General features: G+C 51.8%; 14 protein-coding genes. 3 read left to right on the top strand and 11 right to left on the bottom strand.

The genetic code is table 11. The features are described from left to right. Position 1: 1 nt before the first annotated feature. The 11 genes from mraY to leuO form a co-directional block, all read right to left on the bottom strand. Complete coding sequence (mraY, locus tag N7268_RS09005; RefSeq protein WP_003018774.1) at positions 2-1,084, bottom strand: phospho-N-acetylmuramoyl-pentapeptide-transferase; 1,083 nt, start codon at positions 1,082-1,084, stop codon at positions 2-4. Next, positions 1,078-2,436: a UDP-N-acetylmuramoyl-tripeptide--D-alanyl-D-alanine ligase gene (gene murF / locus N7268_RS09000; RefSeq protein ID WP_260862572.1), complete on the bottom strand. Its 1,359-nt coding sequence runs from the start codon at positions 2,434-2,436 to the stop codon at positions 1,078-1,080. Before murF ends, mraY begins: the two co-directional genes overlap by 7 nt. Beyond that, positions 2,433-3,920, bottom strand: a complete 1,488-nt coding sequence (gene murE, locus N7268_RS08995) for a UDP-N-acetylmuramoyl-L-alanyl-D-glutamate--2,6-diaminopimelate ligase (RefSeq protein WP_260862571.1) — start codon at positions 3,918-3,920, stop codon at positions 2,433-2,435. Before murE ends, murF begins: the two co-directional genes overlap by 4 nt. Then, the gene (ftsI, locus tag N7268_RS08990) at positions 3,907-5,673 is read right to left on the bottom strand and encodes a peptidoglycan glycosyltransferase FtsI (protein ID WP_198906474.1); all 1,767 of its coding nucleotides are present in this window, start codon (positions 5,671-5,673) and stop codon (positions 3,907-3,909) included. The genes murE and ftsI overlap by 14 nt, the downstream gene beginning before the upstream one ends. 15 nt (positions 5,674-5,688) lie before the next feature. Continuing rightward, the gene (gene ftsL, locus N7268_RS08985; RefSeq protein WP_000625651.1) at positions 5,689-6,054 is read right to left on the bottom strand and encodes a cell division protein FtsL; all 366 of its coding nucleotides are present in this window, start codon (positions 6,052-6,054) and stop codon (positions 5,689-5,691) included. Then, positions 6,051-6,992, bottom strand: coding sequence for a 16S rRNA (cytosine(1402)-N(4))-methyltransferase RsmH (rsmH, locus tag N7268_RS08980; protein WP_260862570.1), 942 nt, complete (start codon positions 6,990-6,992; stop codon positions 6,051-6,053). The genes ftsL and rsmH overlap by 4 nt, the downstream gene beginning before the upstream one ends. Before the next feature lies 1 nt (position 6,993). Next, positions 6,994-7,452, bottom strand: coding sequence for a division/cell wall cluster transcriptional repressor MraZ (mraZ, locus tag N7268_RS08975; protein WP_198906477.1), 459 nt, complete (start codon positions 7,450-7,452; stop codon positions 6,994-6,996). 607 nt (positions 7,453-8,059) lie between these two features. Then, positions 8,060-9,064: a catabolite repressor/activator gene (gene cra, locus N7268_RS08970; RefSeq protein WP_198906478.1), complete on the bottom strand. Its 1,005-nt coding sequence runs from the start codon at positions 9,062-9,064 to the stop codon at positions 8,060-8,062. Between the two features lie 180 nt (positions 9,065-9,244). Next, complete coding sequence (gene ilvN / locus N7268_RS08965; protein WP_198906479.1) at positions 9,245-9,736, bottom strand: acetolactate synthase small subunit; 492 nt, start codon at positions 9,734-9,736, stop codon at positions 9,245-9,247. A 2-nt stretch (positions 9,737-9,738) separates the two neighbouring features. Continuing rightward, complete coding sequence (gene ilvI, locus N7268_RS08960) at positions 9,739-11,463, bottom strand: acetolactate synthase 3 large subunit (protein ID WP_260862569.1); 1,725 nt, start codon at positions 11,461-11,463, stop codon at positions 9,739-9,741. A 318-nt stretch (positions 11,464-11,781) separates the two neighbouring features. After that, positions 11,782-12,729 carry a transcriptional regulator LeuO gene (gene leuO / locus N7268_RS08955; protein ID WP_260862568.1) on the bottom strand — a complete coding sequence of 316 codons (948 nt, stop codon included), beginning with the start codon at positions 12,727-12,729 and terminating at the stop codon, positions 11,782-11,784. Positions 12,730-13,382: 653 nt separating this feature from the next. On the opposite strand from leuO, the gene leuL reads away from it, so the two are divergent. The 3 genes from leuL to leuB all read left to right on the top strand — a co-directional run bounded on the left by leuL (position 13,383) and on the right by leuB (position 16,222). Next, positions 13,383-13,469: a leu operon leader peptide gene (gene leuL, locus N7268_RS08950; protein ID WP_048998978.1), complete on the top strand. Its 87-nt coding sequence runs from the start codon at positions 13,383-13,385 to the stop codon at positions 13,467-13,469. 90 nt (positions 13,470-13,559) lie between these two features. Next, positions 13,560-15,131 (top strand): 2-isopropylmalate synthase, encoded by a 1,572-nt coding sequence (gene leuA, locus N7268_RS08945; RefSeq protein ID WP_260862567.1) that lies wholly within the window; start codon positions 13,560-13,562, stop codon positions 15,129-15,131. Beyond that, positions 15,131-16,222, top strand: coding sequence for a 3-isopropylmalate dehydrogenase (leuB, locus tag N7268_RS08940; RefSeq protein ID WP_260862566.1), 1,092 nt, complete (start codon positions 15,131-15,133; stop codon positions 16,220-16,222). The genes leuA and leuB overlap by 1 nt, the downstream gene beginning before the upstream one ends. The last annotated feature ends 2 nt before the right edge of the window (positions 16,223-16,224 follow it).

Here is a 16,224-nt window from a genome sequence, read left to right as displayed (position 1 = left end):
ATTAACGTACCTTCAGCGTTGCCAGGCCAATCAGCACCAGCATCAGCGAAATAATCCAGAAGCGCACAATTACGCGCGGTTCCGGCCAGCCTTTCAGTTCATAGTGATGGTGAATTGGTGCCATACGGAAGATGCGCTGTCCGCGCAGCTTGAAGGAACCGACCTGCAAAATAACCGACAGGGTTTCTACCACGAACACACCGCCCATGATCACCAACAGGAATTCCTGACGCAGCAGCACGGCAATAATGCCCAGTGCGCCACCCAGCGCCAGCGAACCGACGTCGCCCATAAAGACCTGTGCCGGGTAGGTGTTAAACCACAGGAAACCTAAGCCCGCACCGACAATCGCCGTACAGACGATCACCAACTCACCGGCATGACGCAAATAAGGGATATGCAGATAGTTCGCAAAGTTCATGTTACCGGTCGCCCATGCCACCAGCGCAAAGCCAGCTGCCACGAACACGGTCGGCATAATTGCCAGGCCATCCAGACCATCGGTCAGGTTAACCGCGTTGCCGGTACCCACAATCACAAAGTACGCCAGCAGAACGTAGAACAGACCCAGTTGCGGCATCACATCTTTAAAGAACGGCACCACCAGCTCAGTTGCCGGCGTATCTTTTCCTGCCAGATACAGTGCAAATGCCACACCCAGCGCAATCACTGACATCCAGAAGTACTTCCAGCGGGCGATCAGCCCCTTGGTGTCCTTACGCACGACTTTGCGGTAGTCATCCACAAAACCGATAATGCCGTAGCCGATTAAGACCACCAGCACGCACCAGACATACGGGTTAGACGGGTAGGCCCACAGTAAAACGGAGATCACAATGGCGGTAAGGATCATAATGCCGCCCATGGTCGGCGTACCGCGTTTACTAAAGTGTGACTCCGGGCCGTCGTTACGTACGACCTGGCCAAACGACATTTTTTGCAGACGGGCAATCATGCGCGGGCCCATCCACAAAGAGATGAACAGCGCGGTCAGCAGGCTGACAATGGCGCGAAACGTCAGATAGGAAAAGACGTTAAAGCCGGAATAATATTTGACCAAATGTTCGGCCAGCCAAACTAACATGTCCCATTCTCCTGTAATGCGCGTACTACCTCTTCCATGGCGGCACTACGTGAACCCTTCACTAAAATCGTCATGATCTGATGCTCTGCAATCAGCGTCTTAAGATGCGCGGCCAGTGCAGTTTTATCCGCAAAATGTTCGCCAACGCCGCTGGCATCGCTAATTGCCTGGCTCAGTTTCCCTGTACTCAGTACACGGTTGATGCCTGCCGCTTTCGCCGCTTCACCCACCTGTACGTGGCATGCTTCGCTTTCCGCGCCAAGCTCTGCCATATCGCCTACCACCAGCACGCGATAGCCCGGCATTTCGGACAAAACCTGTACCGCGGCGGTCATCGAACCGACATTCGCGTTATAAGAGTCGTCCAGCAGCAGTTGATTTTCTGCAAGTTGAATCGGGAACAGACGCCCCGGCACCGCTTTCAGATCCTTCAGACCAGCTTTAATCGCCTCAAGCGTTGCGCCAACCGCCATTGAGAGCGCAGCCGCAGCCAGCGCATTAGCGATGTTGTGGCGCCCCGGCAACGGCAGCAGGACATCGATGCTGCCCTCAGGCGTTTGCAGAGAAAATTCTGTACCGTGTGAAGTGACGTGCACGTTGGTCGCAGAGAAGTCACTGTTGGCGGCATTCGGGGAGAAACGCCAGACTTTGCGATCGCCAATAATGCTCTGCCAGTTCAGCCAGTCATTGTTATCGGCATTCATAATGGCGATACCGTTCTCTGACAGGCCGGTGAATATTTCACCTTTCGCTTTGGCGACGCCCGCAAGCGAGCCAAACCCTTCCAGATGAGCCGCGGCGAGATTATTCACCAACGCCGCTTCCGGGCGCGTTAAACCCACGGTCCAGGCAATCTCGCCCTGGTGGTTAGCACCGAGTTCAATGACGGCATAGTCATAATCATTGTTTAACCGCAGCAGCGTCATCGGCACGCCGATATCGTTGTTAAGGTTGCCTGCGGTGTATAACGTGTTTCCACACTGACTCAGAATGGCGGCAGTCATCTCTTTAACAGACGTTTTGCCGGATGAGCCCGTCAGCGCAACCACGCGAGCCGGAACCTGGGCGCGAACCCATGCCGCCAGTTCACCAAACGCCAGTCGGGTATCTTTCACAATCAACTGCGGTAAATCGATGTCCAGCGGACGGCTAACCAGCAGTGCGCCAGCCCCGTTCTCTTTCGCTTGTTCAACAAAATCGTGAGCATCGAAACGTTCGCCTTTCAGCGCCACAAACAAACAGCCCGGCGTGACTTTACGCGTATCGGTCGTGACCGCATCGAGAGTCAGATCAGCACCGTTCAGCTCGCCATGAAGGATCTCTGCGAGCTGGTTGAGCGTTACGCTAATCATGCGATCACCCCCAGCAGGCGAGCTGCTGTGACGCGGTCAGAGTAGTCGAGGCGATGTGAACCGACGATCTGGTAATCTTCATGGCCTTTACCTGCCAGCAGCACCACGTCGTTTTCTTTCGCCTGCATAATGGCGTTCGTTACCGCTTCAGCACGACCTTCCATGACCTTCGCATGCCCGGCATCCAGCATTCCTGCCAGAATGTCGTTAATGATGGCGCGCGGCTCTTCGGTGCGCGGGTTGTCATCGGTCACCACGACAACATCAGCAAACTGCTCGGCAATGGCGCCCATCAGCGGACGTTTACCTTTGTCGCGATCGCCGCCGCAGCCAAAGACACACCACAGTTTACCGGTGCAGTGCAGACGTGCCGCCTGCAGCGCTTTTTCCAGCGCATCCGGCGTATGGGCATAATCCACCACTACCGTGGTTTTACCCGGCGCGCTGAACACTTCCATACGTCCGCAAACGGGCTGCAGACGCGCAGCCGTTTTCAATAAATCGGCTAACGGATACCCGAGCGCCAGTAAGGTTGCCAGCGCCAGCAGCAGATTGCTGACGTTGAATGCTCCCATCAGGTGGCTTTCAATTTCACCGTCGCCCCAGGAAGAGCTGAAACGGATGGTCGCACCGCTGTCGTGGTAGTTCACATCGGTCGCTTTTAACCAACGGCCGTGGCAGTTCGGATTGATATGGTCTTCCATCGAGACGGCAACCGCATCCGGCAGTTTTGCCAGCCAGCGGCGACCGACTTCATCGTCAGCGTTGACGATGGCCTGACCGCAATGGTGTGTGGAATACAGCAGCCATTTCGCCGCTTCGTAATGTTCCATATCACCGTGATAATCGAGATGATCGCGGCTGAGATTGGTAAATACCGATGCGGCAAACTTCAGCGCCGCCACGCGATGCTGAACCAGGCCGTGGGAGGAGACTTCCATTGCGCCAAATGTCGCGCCCTGCTCAACCAGGCCCGCCAGTACATGCTGCACATCAACGGCTGAACCGGTGGTGTTTTCGGTCGGGATCACTTTACCCAACAGACCATTGCCAACCGTGCCCATGACAGCGCTGGTTTCACCAAGCAGTTGGCTCCACTGCGCCAGCAGTTGAGTGGTGGTCGTTTTACCGTTGGTTCCGGTCACGCCGACCAGGCGCATATTTTCAGAGGGCTCGTGGTAAAAGCGCCCCGCCAGTGCAGATAAACGCTCGTTAAGCTGGCTCAGATAGATAACCGGTACACCGTGCATTTCACGGATTTCACCGTCGGTTGCCTCATCTTTTGCCTCTGCAATAATGGCAGCTACACCTTGCGCTATCGCCTGCGGGATATATCGACGCCCGTCCGCCTGATGACCTACCACTGCCACAAAGAGATCGCCCGATGCAGCCACACGGCTGTCGAGTGTCATCTCCCGCAGTGCTCGCTCCGGTGCACCCGGCACCCATGGAGCAAGAAGGTCGCGCAAATTACGATCTGCCACCTGTTGCCTCGCCTTGATTATTCACAAATTCATTTTTATCGCTCGTTGCCAGCGCATCCGGTTCGATGTTCATGGTGCGCAGTACGCCGCCCATGATGGCACCGAACACCGGCGCGGAAACGGCGCCACCGTAGTATTTACCCGCCTGCGGATCGTTGATAACAACAACCAGCGCGAAGCGCGGCTGACTCGCAGGCGCAACGCCTGCGGTGTAAGCAATGTATTTGTTGATGTAGCGACCGTCCGGCCCGACTTTTTTCGCTGTACCGGTTTTAATGGCGATGCGATAGCCTTTAATCGCTGCCTTCACGCCACCGCCGCCAGGCAGTGCCACGCTTTCCATCATGTGCACCACGGTACGTACGGTCGCTTCCGGGAAGATACGCTCACCCGGTACTGGAGGATCAACTTTGGTAATCGACAGCGGGCGATAAACGCCATAGCTACCGATCGTTGCGTAGACTCGCGCTAACTGTAACGGCGTTACCATTAGCCCGTAGCCGAAAGAGAAGGTGGCCCTCTCTATGTCAGACCACCGTTGTTTTTGAGGATATAAGCCACTGCGTTCTCCGACCAACCCCAAATTGGTCGCTTTTCCCAGCCCAAAACGTGAGTAAGTATCTACTAACGCTGAGGACGGCATCGCTAACGCCAGCTTAGAAACACCGACGTTACTCGACTTCTGCAAAACCCCGGTGAGGGTCAATTCGCTATAACGCGCCACGTCTTTGATTTCGTGGCCATTAATTCGGTAGGGAATCGTGTTCAGCACGGTATTTTCGCGAACCACGCCGCGCTGCAGTGCGGTCATCACCACCATGGGTTTGACGGTAGAACCCGGCTCAAACACGTCGGTGATGGTACGGTTACGCATGGCATCCTTCGGCGTACCGGTGAGGTTGTTTGGGTTGTAGGACGGACTGTTCGCCATCGCTAACACTTCGCCCGTATTCACATCAACCAGTACGGCACTGCCCGATTCCGCTTTGTTAAAGGCAACGGCGTTGTTCAGTTCACGGTAAACCAGTGCCTGTAAGCGCTCATCAATACTCAACGCGAGATTGTGCGCCGCCTGACTGTCCGTTGACGAGATATCTTCAATGACACGACCGTAGCGGTCTTTACGCACGACACGCTCGCCAGGTTGGCCAGTGAGCCATTTATCAAAGCTTTTCTCAACGCCTTCAATCCCCTGACTATCGACGTTGGTAAATCCAATGAGGTGAGCGGTCACTTCCCCGGATGGGTAGTAACGACGGGATTCTTCACGCAGATGAATCCCCGGAAGCTTCAGCTTTTTGATGTAGTCGGCCATGTCAGGGTTGACCTGACGCGCGAGGTAAATAAAGCGTCCCTTCGGATTGGCATTAATTCGGGTAGCAAGCTGGTCGAGCGGGATGTTCAGTGCCGTCGACAGCGCCTTCCAGCGGTCGCCAATGCTCACACCGCCCGCATCATGCACTTCTTTCGGATCGGCCCAAATCGCCTTCACCGGAACGCTCACCGCCAGCGGACGACCAGAGCGGTCGGTAATCATGCCGCGCGATGTGGAAACTTCCTGTACGCGCAGGGAACGCATGTCGCCCTGACGCACCAGCATATCCGGCGCGATAATCTGCAACCAGGCAACGCGCCCCAGCAGGAAACCCAGCGCCAGCAAAATACAGCCGCACAGTAACGCAAAACGCCAACTCACAAAGTTGGCTTGTTCTTCCTGGCGTTTTGGTTTGAGCGTCTTTGCCGCTGCTTTCATGCGTCGCGTTTATCCTTATTTTTGTACTACGATATTTTCTTGTGAGGGATCAACATGCTGCATCTGCAGCTTTTCCGTTGCGATCCGTTCAACCCGGCTATGATCGCCGAGCGCATTCTCCTCGAGGATCAGGTTGCGCCATTCGATATCCAGCGCATCCCGTTCCAGAACCAATTGTTCACGTTGCGCGGTCAGTAATCGCGTATGGTGCGCCGTTGTGACGACGGTGACCGCCGTCAAAATGATGCAAATGAACAGGCAGAGTGGCAGTTTCCCGAACCGCAAAAGATCATCACCGATCACGCCAGGCAAAGCATGACGCTCGTTGCTTCCTATTGATCCTTTAACTTTGCTGAGGGCTTCTGTCACTCTGCTGATCATGCGTTCGTCCTCTCTGCAATACGCAGAACTGAACTACGGGCACGAGGATTCTCTGCTACCTCTTCTTCACCCGGCATCAACTTGCCTAATGCTCTCAACTCACGACCGCCCAGTTTTTTGATCTGTGCTTCCGTCATCGGTATTCCAGCCGGAACCTGCGGACCGCGACTTTGCTCACGCATAAAGCGTTTCACAATACGGTCTTCAAGCGAGTGGAAACTGATTATCGAAAGTCGACCACCTGGTGCCAGTACACTGAGCGAGCTTTTTAGCGCCTGCTCTATCTCCTCCAGTTCACTGTTTACCCAAATGCGCACCGCCTGGAAGGTACGGGTCGCGGGATGTTTGAATTTGTCTTTTACCGGCATTGCCGCCGCAATCACTTCCGCCAGCTCTTTGGTACGCGTCATGGGTTCGATGCGGTTACGCTCCACAATGGCGCGAGCAATGCGTTTGCCAAAACGCTCTTCACCAAAGGTTTTGATCACCCAGGCGATATCCGCTTCATCGGCAGTTTGTAGCCATTCGGCCGCTGACTGACCCCGCGTTGGGTCCATGCGCATATCTAACGGACCGTCGCGCATAAATGAAAAACCGCGTTCAGCGTCGTCAAGCTGCGGAGAAGAGACGCCAAGATCAAGGAGGATTCCATCGATCTTGCCGGTAAGCCCACGCTCGCTGACATAGTCAGCCATCGCGGAGAAAGGTCCGTGAATGATGGAGAAGCGAGGATCGTTAATGGTCTGGGCAACCGCAATAGCTTGCGGATCGCGATCGATTGCCAGTAAACGCCCCTCTTCACCAAGCTGTGAGAGGATCAGACGTGAGTGACCACCGCGACCAAATGTCCCGTCAATGTAGATGCCGTCTGGACGAATATTCAGACCGTTTACGGCCTCATCCAGCAACACCGTTGTATGTTTATAATTTTCCATCATTTTATAGAGACAAATCCTGCAATCGTTCCGACAACGCGCCAGTAACAGACTGCTCAGCGTCGATATCTTCCTTGACCTGTTGATACCAGGTCGTTTCATCCCACAGCTCAAACTTATTGAACTGCCCAACCAGCATCACTTCTTTCGTCAGCCCTGCGTGTTGCCGCAGAATAGGCGCAATCAGCAATCGACCGGCGCTATCCATCTGACATTCGCTGGCATGCCCCAACAGCAGTCGCTGTACGCGACGCTCAACCGGATTCATGCTCGACAGACGCGATAATTTCTGCTCGATAACTTCCCATTCAGGCAGGGGGTAAAGCAGCAGGCACGGGTGGTGGATGTCAATGGTACACACCATTTGACCGGTAGCGCTCTCAAGCAGTTGATCCCGATAACGGGTAGGCACAGATAAGCGCCCTTTACTGTCGAGATTAACTAACGTTGCTCCCCGGAACATGCCAGTCTCACCCCCGATTACCACTTTATCCCACAAAATCCCACTTAAAGGAGTTTACGGAGCGGAGGAAAACCTTGTCAAGCAAGTCACGGCGCTTAGCGGAGCAAAAAACCCAATGTTTACGGCTAATATCAGCGTTGAACAAATTCTGCACAGCAAACAAAACAAATTAACGTCATGAATATTTGTAAGAAAAAAATCCAACAACTCGTCATTGTTTAAAACAACTCAATATCATCTCAAGAAAATATAAAGTGTCAGTTTGCGACGCGAGCGGCATTTTAGGACAATATGCGACGAGATAACAGTACCAGTTAATCGGTCTGTATGCCTTGTACGACCACGGCAAGCGCGAGATTGCCGCTATACGGCAGTAAAGTGTCTGTTAATTCGGCAATTCCGTTCAGGCATGTAACAAAATAATACAAAGTTAACGCATCGTTACGCATCAATTACCCAAAAATGGACAGCCTGAATTTTAAATGGCGATATTTAAAATTGAATTTCAGATAATTCTAAAGAATATTCTTAATTATAATGCGGTTATTTCTGAGAATTGATATTTGACAGCGCCAGAAGGCTCTCCTTCCGGCGCATACGGCAGAGGTTAGCTGCGGCTGAGAATACCGCGACGATACAGATTACGCTTAATGCGCGTGAGTCCTGGTTTCGGCTTACGCGGCTCATCCAGGCTGGCTAACACGATTTCCAGAACGCGTTCAGCCACATCACGGTGACGCTGTGCGACGGCCAGTACCGGACACTGCAGAAAATCCAACAATTCATGATCGCCAAAAGTCGCAATCGCTAAATCGGATGGCAATTGTCCGTCACGACGCAATGTTACGTCCATGACTCCCTGCAACAGTGCAAACGAGGTGGTGAACAGTGCCTGAGGCATGGGGTGTGTTTCCAGCCATTTATCAAACAACTGTGCGGCAGCTTCCCGCTCGTAGCTGTTGGCGTAGAGGAAATTCACTTCACGCGGATCGTCTTTCCACGCCGTACGGAAACCCTGTTCACGCAGGAAACTGACGGATAACTCAGGAAGCGCCCCCAGATAGAGCACGTTTTCAGCCGGGAATTTACGTAATTCCTCTGCCAGCATTTCCGCATCATCCTGGTCTGCACCGACAACGCTGGTGAAATGTTCGCGATCCAGTGCGCGGTCTAACGCGACAATCGGGAATTCACTGTTCGCCCAGCGCTGGTAGAACGGATGCTCCGGCGGCAAAGAGGTGGACACAATAATGGCATCAACCTGGCGTTGTAACAGATGCTCAATACAGCGCATTTCGTTATCCGGCTGATCTTCAGAGCAGGCAATCAGCAATTGATATCCACGCTGACGCGCCTGGCGCTCCAGATAGTTTGCAATCCTTGTATAACTCGTGTTCTCCAGATCCGGGATCACCAGGCCGATTGAACGTGTGCGTCCAGCACGCAGCCCGGCGGCCACGGCATTTGGGTGGTAATTATGCTCGCGCACCACCGCCATGACTTTTTCAACCGTTTTGTCGCTAACGCGATATTGCTTTGCTTTGCCATTGATAACGTAGCTTGCAGTCGTTCGCGAAACGCCGGCCAACCGAGCGATTTCATCCAGTTTCACAATTGCCCCTTGCGTAAAATGTACAAACCATAACCTTTAAGATGGCATGGGTTAAATTTATTAACATCTAAGCGCAGAATAATGACTGCGGCAACCGGTTTTGTCTCTGGTTACCGCTGATTTCGCAAAAAAAAGCCCAACGGGTACTGTCAGGCTTACAAATGACATGCGGGGTAATGATTAGCGCATAATTTTATCGCCACGAGAAAGCCCCACGACGCCAGAGCGCGCAACTTCCACAATTTTGGCGACTTCACGTAATGTGGCGAGGAACGCGTCCAGCTTATCGCTGGTGCCCGCCAGTTGTACGGTGTAAATGGTCGGTGTGACATCAATGATTTGCCCACGGAAAATCTCCGTGTTGCGTTTCACCTCTTCCCGTCCGTAGCCACTGGCCTGGATTTTCACCAGCATGATTTCTCGTTCAACATGCGCCCCCTGCCCTAACTCGCTCACCCGCAGGACATCAACCAGCTTGTGCAGTTGTTTTTCGATCTGTTCGAGGACTTTTTCATCCCCCACCGTCTGAATCGTCATCCGCGATAACGTCGGATCGTCCGTCGGCGCGACAGTCAGACTTTCAATGTTATAACCGCGCTGAGCGAAGAGACCGATCACACGCGACAATGCACCCGACTCGTTTTCCAGCAATACCGATAATATCCGCCGCATAATCAGGTCCTCTCCGTTTTGCTTAGCCACATTTCATCCATACCACCACCCCGAATTTGCATGGGATAGACATGTTCACTGCCATCCACGGTGACATCGACAAACACCAGGCGATGGCTACGCACATGCTCCAGCGCTTCTCCCAGTTTGATCTCCAGCTCGTCAGGATGGTTTATCTGGATGCCAATATGGCCATACGCCTGCGCCAGACGCACAAAATCAGGCAGTGACTGCATGTAAGACTGTGAGTGACGCCCGGAGTAGATCATGTCCTGCCACTGCTTCACCATGCCGAGATAGCGGTTGTTAAGGTTCAGCACCAGCACCGGTCGCTCATATTGCAGTGCGGTGGACAGTTCCTGGATATTCATCTGGATGCTGCCATCCCCAGTCACACACACCACGGTTTCATCCGGTAGCGCCATCTTGACGCCTAACGCCGCGGGTAAACCAAATCCCATAGTGCCGAGGCCGCCAGAGTTAATCCAACGACGCGGTTTATCAAACGGATAGTAAAGGGCGGCAAACATCTGGTGCTGGCCCACGTCCGAGGTCACATAAGCGTCCCCTTTCGTCAGATGCCAGAGCGTTTCAATGACGGCCTGCGGCTTAATGCTTTCACTTTGCGTGTCATATTTCAGGCACTGGCGGGCGCGCCATTGTTCAATCTGTTGCCACCAGTCGCGGTTGTCATCCAGCGGTTGCTGGGATTTCTCCTGCTCCAGAAGTTCCAGCATCTGCTCAAGCACCAGACGGGCATCGCCCACAATGGGAATATCTGCCGTCACGGTTTTCGAAATAGAAGTAGGATCGATATCGATATGCAGCACTGTCGCATGCGGACAATATTTTGCCAGATTATTGGTCGTACGGTCGTCAAAGCGAACGCCAACGGCAAAGATCACATCGGAATGATGCATGGTCATATTCGCTTCGTAGGTGCCATGCATCCCCAGCATGCCCAACGACTGACGATGCGTAGCCGGAAACGCGCCTAATCCCATCAACGAAGACACAACCGGTAGGTTAAGAGTTTCTGCAATCTGACCCAGTTGCGTATGACACGCCGCATTGATTGCGCCGCCGCCAACATAGACCACCGGTTTTTTGGCGGCCACCAGGGTTTGCAGCGCACGTTTTATCTGTCCTTTATGTCCCGTCGTCGTCGGGTTGTACGAGCGCATGCTCACCGATTCCGGCCAGCTGTAAGGCAGTTTCTTCGCGGGGTTCAGGATATCTTTCGGTAAATCGACCACCACAGGGCCTGGACGACCGCTTGCCGCCAACCAGAAGGCCTTTTTCAGCACCTGAGGAATATCTTCCGTTTGTTTGACGAGAAAGCTGTGTTTCACGACCGGACGGGATATCCCCACCATGTCACACTCCTGAAAGGCGTCGTAGCCAATCAGGGACGTTGCGACCTGCCCGGAGAGGATCACCAGGGGGATGGAATCCATATACGCCGTCGCAATCCCGGTAATGGCGTTAGTCGCGCCCGGGCCTGAGGTCACCAGCACCACGCCCACTTCCCCCGTGGCGCGAGCAAGACCATCCGCCATATGAACCGCAGCTTGTTCATGGCGAACCAGAACATGATCGATTCCACCAACCGTATGCAGCGCATCATAAATATCAAGGACCGCGCCCCCGGGATAACCGAATACCTGTTTCACACCCTGATCGATGAGCGATCGGACGACCATCTCGGCTCCAGACAACATCTCCATGGCTTGCCTCACTCTTAATATGAATAACGGTTTAACAACACATTAACCGCTGACGATAAGGCATGGCAATTCACGCCGACGTGGTGGCGTTGCAGCAAATAAGAATAAAACGGAGGAAAGAATCGAATAAACGGAGAATTAAACCAGTATAAGCAGATCAGATGATAAATAATCGCTTAAAAATGAGGACTTACAGCGATTACTCTATTTTTTCACTCTTTCGGACCAACATAAAAAGAGATGTTCAGCACAATATTTCAAATAAAAAGATAAAGGCAGAATAAACCAGAAGTGTTATCCGGTTTATTCTGCGACAGGCTACTTCTTACAGACCGAGACTAGCAGCTCTTCCATCCACTGATGCCCTTTATCGCGACCCGCGGCTTCATGCCAGGAAAGATAGCATGTGCGGCTATTGAGTTTTAAAGGCAGCGGTAATATCTGCAAATCTAACGCAGTTGAAAACTCTTCAGCTAACCAACGTGGCGCAATAGAGACCAGTTGCGTTTGCGAAACAATATTCAGAACGCTGATCAGCGCCATTCCCTGATACGCAACACAGGATTGTTTATCCGGGGTGTCATACCAGGGCTGGCTGTATGAAGCGAAGCGATCAAGAGAAACAACGGCATGCTGTTCATTATAGACATCGCTTTCCAGCAAAGGACCACTAATACGTGGGTGCTTCTTACTTGCCACTAACACCATTTCATCACTGAACAACGGAATACTGGTGAATTCAGGACGACGGAATTCTTCATAGCTAATGACGAACTCCGTTTCCTGATAACGTAATTGATGTTCTGTATTTTGATTGAGCGAAGATTTGAAGACGACATTAATATTCGGAGCAACTTGCTCAACACGATTATAAATCAACGACGTCAGGATATTATCTAATGGGCTACAAACACAGAGGTTAAATACACGCCCACTGCTGGTTGGTTCGAAACCTGAACCAGGCAGTTCGTTTTGCACCAACTGCAATGCCTGACGAACAGAACCAAATAGCTGAAAAGCCCTTGCTGTCGGCTGAATCCCTCGGCCATAACGCACAAAGAGTTCATCATTAAACATGACCTTCAGGCGGGCAACCGCATTACTGACTGCTGGCTGTGACATCCCCAGAGTATGTGCTGCTCGCGTTATATTTTGCTCTTGCATTACCGCATCAAAGACGGTTAATAAATTAAGATCAACCATGCGAAGCTGTGGCTTCTCTATCTCTAACAGATTTTGTTTATCTATTATTTTTACTTCTGGCATATTTAACTCCACTGTCACTCTAAACTCCCTTTTCCCAGTCGAAGTACATAAATAACCTCCGATAATATGATTTACCATGTATATAGAATGAGAAAAAGGAAAAACATTAAAATTAGGAAAACATAAAGGTACTAACCTAAATGAACATAAAAACAATGCGAGTGCAGCGTGGCAGTTGTCACTGCACGATGATCCATATGTTTTAATTTCATAAACAATATAACCATAAGCTCGACGAATATACAATCATACACATAGTGAATATATATTTAAGATTTAATTAAATATTTATATTTTTAATACTTTAAAAGTTAACATTTATTTATCAATCATCTCCCGGCCTCTCCCCTGGACTCATTCAGCGTTACTATAAAAACAGATAAATCATAAAGATAAAAAACTCTGGTCATGGCAATATCTTCAATAAGCCTTTACATCAATTGAAAACAAGTATGCTCAAACATTTCAAACGGTGAAAAGTATGTATGCCATATGCTTATTTATTTTATGCAAACATGAAAATTCAGCACAATTCGCTCAAATCAAGAGGGCGTTTTCCTGCTGAATGGACGCCTTTACAGAAGACAGTGTTGACATCAGACTGCATATCCAGTACCACTAAAAGCATATCGCATTCGCCTGGAGCTTGATTGATGACTTACATTGCTCGTTTCAACGGTCTACTACTACTAAACGCATCTTCGTTGCGCGGTAGACTGGTGGACGACATTCAGCATTAAGTCAGCTCCAGTTAAGACAAAAAACCCGCGCCGTTGCGCGGGTTTTTTTATGCTCGAAGCAAGGCGCCCTAAAGACAAAGGACCTAAACCATGAGCCAGCAAGTCATCATTTTCGATACCACCTTACGTGACGGTGAACAGGCGTTACAGGCAAGCTTGAGTGTGAAAGAAAAACTGCAGATAGCTCTGGCCCTTGAGCGTATGGGCGTTGACGTGATGGAAGTGGGATTCCCTGTTTCTTCCCCTGGCGATTTTGAATCAGTACAGACCATCGCCCGTCAGGTCAAAAATAGCCGCGTTTGCGCCTTAGCCCGGTGTGTAGAAAAAGATATCGACGTTGCGGCTGAATCTCTGAAAGTCGCTGAGGCTTTCCGTATTCATACGTTTATTGCCACCTCGCCGATGCATATCGCAACCAAATTACGCAGCACGCTGGATGAAGTCATCGAGCGGGCTATCTATATGGTTAAGCGTGCACGTAACTATACGGATGACGTGGAGTTTTCATGCGAAGACGCTGGCCGTACCCCCATCGCTGACCTGGCTCGCGTGGTAGAGGCAGCCATTAATGCGGGCGCCAGAACCATCAATATCCCCGATACCGTCGGTTACACCATGCCTTTCGAGTTTGGCGCAATCATCTCCGGTCTGTATGAGCGCGTACCGAATATCGACAAAGCGATCATCTCTGTACACACACACGACGATTTAGGCCTGGGCGTCGGTAACGCACTCGCGGCGGTGCATGCAGGCGCACGCCAGGTGGAAGGCGCAATGAACGGGATTGGTGAACGCGCCGGCAACTGTTCGCTGGAAGAAGTGATCATGGCGATCAAAGTCCGCAAAGACATCCTGAACGTCCAGACTCGCATTAATCACCAGGAAATCTGGCGTACCAGCCAGTTAGTGAGCCAAATCTGCAATATGCCCATTCCGGCGAACAAAGCGATTGTCGGCAGCGGCGCGTTTGCCCACTCCTCCGGCATCCACCAGGACGGCGTACTGAAAAACCGTGAAAACTACGAAATCATGACCCCGGAATCGATCGGCCTGAATCAGGTGCAGTTGAATCTGACATCCCGTTCCGGTCGCGCCGCAGTCAAACACCGTATGGATGAGATGGGCTATAAAGAGAGCGAATACAGCCTGGACAATCTGTACGACGCATTCCTGAAGCTGGCGGATAAAAAAGGTCAGGTTTTTGATTACGACCTGGAAGCGCTGGCATTTATTAACAAACAGCAGGAAGAGCCAGAGCATTTCCGCCTGGATTACTTCAGCGTGCAGTCCGGTTCGAATGATATCGCAACCGCCTCCGTCAAGCTGGCCTGTGGCACTGATGTCAAAGCCGAAGCGGCTAACGGCAACGGTCCGGTCGATGCCATTTATCAGGCTATCAACCGTATTACCGACTACAACGTCGAACTGGTGAAATATAGCCTGACCGCGAAAGGCCACGGCAAAGATGCACTGGGTCAGGTGGACATTGTCGCTAACTACAACGGTCGTCGCTTCCATGGCGTCGGCCTGGCAACAGATATCGTCGAATCCTCCGCTAAAGCGATGGTGCATGTGCTGAACAATATCTGGCGCGCAGAAGAAGTCGAAAAAGAATTGCAACGCAAAGCTCAGAACAACGAGAACAACAAGGAAACCGTGTGATGTCGAAGAATTATCATATTGCTGTTTTGCCGGGTGACGGTATTGGCCCGGAAGTGATGGCGCAAGCCCTGAAAGTACTGGATGCAATTCGCGCGCGTTTTGGTATGCGTATTACCACCAGCCATTATGACGTGGGTGGTGCCGCCATTGATAAACACGGTCAACCGCTGCCACCTGCAACGGTTGAAGGCTGTGAGCAAGCCGATGCCATTCTGTTTGGGTCCGTTGGCGGTCCAAAGTGGGAAAAGCTGCCGCCAAACCAGCAACCCGAACGTGGGGCACTGCTGCCATTACGTAAGCATTTCAAATTATTCAGCAATCTGCGCCCGGCTAAACTCTATCAGGGTCTGGAAGCATTTTGCCCATTGCGTGCCGACATTGCCGCCAACGGTTTCGACATCCTGTGCGTACGCGAACTGACCGGAGGCATCTATTTCGGTCAGCCAAAAGGTCGCGAAGGCAGCGGCCAGCATGAGAAAGCGTTTGATACCGAGGTTTATCACCGTTTTGAAATTGAACGCATTGCTCGCATCGCCTTTGAATCCGCCCGCCAGCGTCGTCGTAAAGTGACCTCGATTGATAAAGCGAACGTGCTGCAGACCTCTATTTTATGGCGTGAAATCGTCAATGAAATTGCCAATGAATACCCGGATGTTGAACTGGCTCATATGTACATTGATAACGCCACCATGCAGTTAATCAAAGATCCATCCCAGTTCGACGTGCTGCTGTGCTCGAACCTGTTTGGCGACATTCTGTCTGATGAGTGCGCCATGATAACCGGTTCAATGGGGATGTTACCGTCTGCCAGCCTGAATGAGCAGGGGTTTGGTCTGTATGAACCTGCGGGCGGTTCCGCACCGGATATCGCCGGTAAAAACATTGCTAACCCTATTGCCCAAATTCTCTCCCTGGCGCTGCTGTTACGCTACAGCCTGGAGGCCAATGACGCGGCAACCGCAATTGAGAGCGCCATCAACCGCGCATTAGAAGAAGGCATTCGTACCGGCGACTTAGCCCGTGGCGCAGCCGCAGTCAGCACCGATGAGATGGGCGATATCATTGCTCGTTACGTCGCAGAAGGGGTGTAATC

The sequence above is a fragment of the Citrobacter sp. Marseille-Q6884 genome, assembly GCF_945906775.1.
In the GTDB taxonomy this organism is placed as follows: Bacteria; Pseudomonadota; Gammaproteobacteria; order Enterobacterales; family Enterobacteriaceae; genus Citrobacter.
Note: the sequence above shows the minus strand (reverse complement) of the source record. Positions and strands in the feature narration are given on the sequence as shown.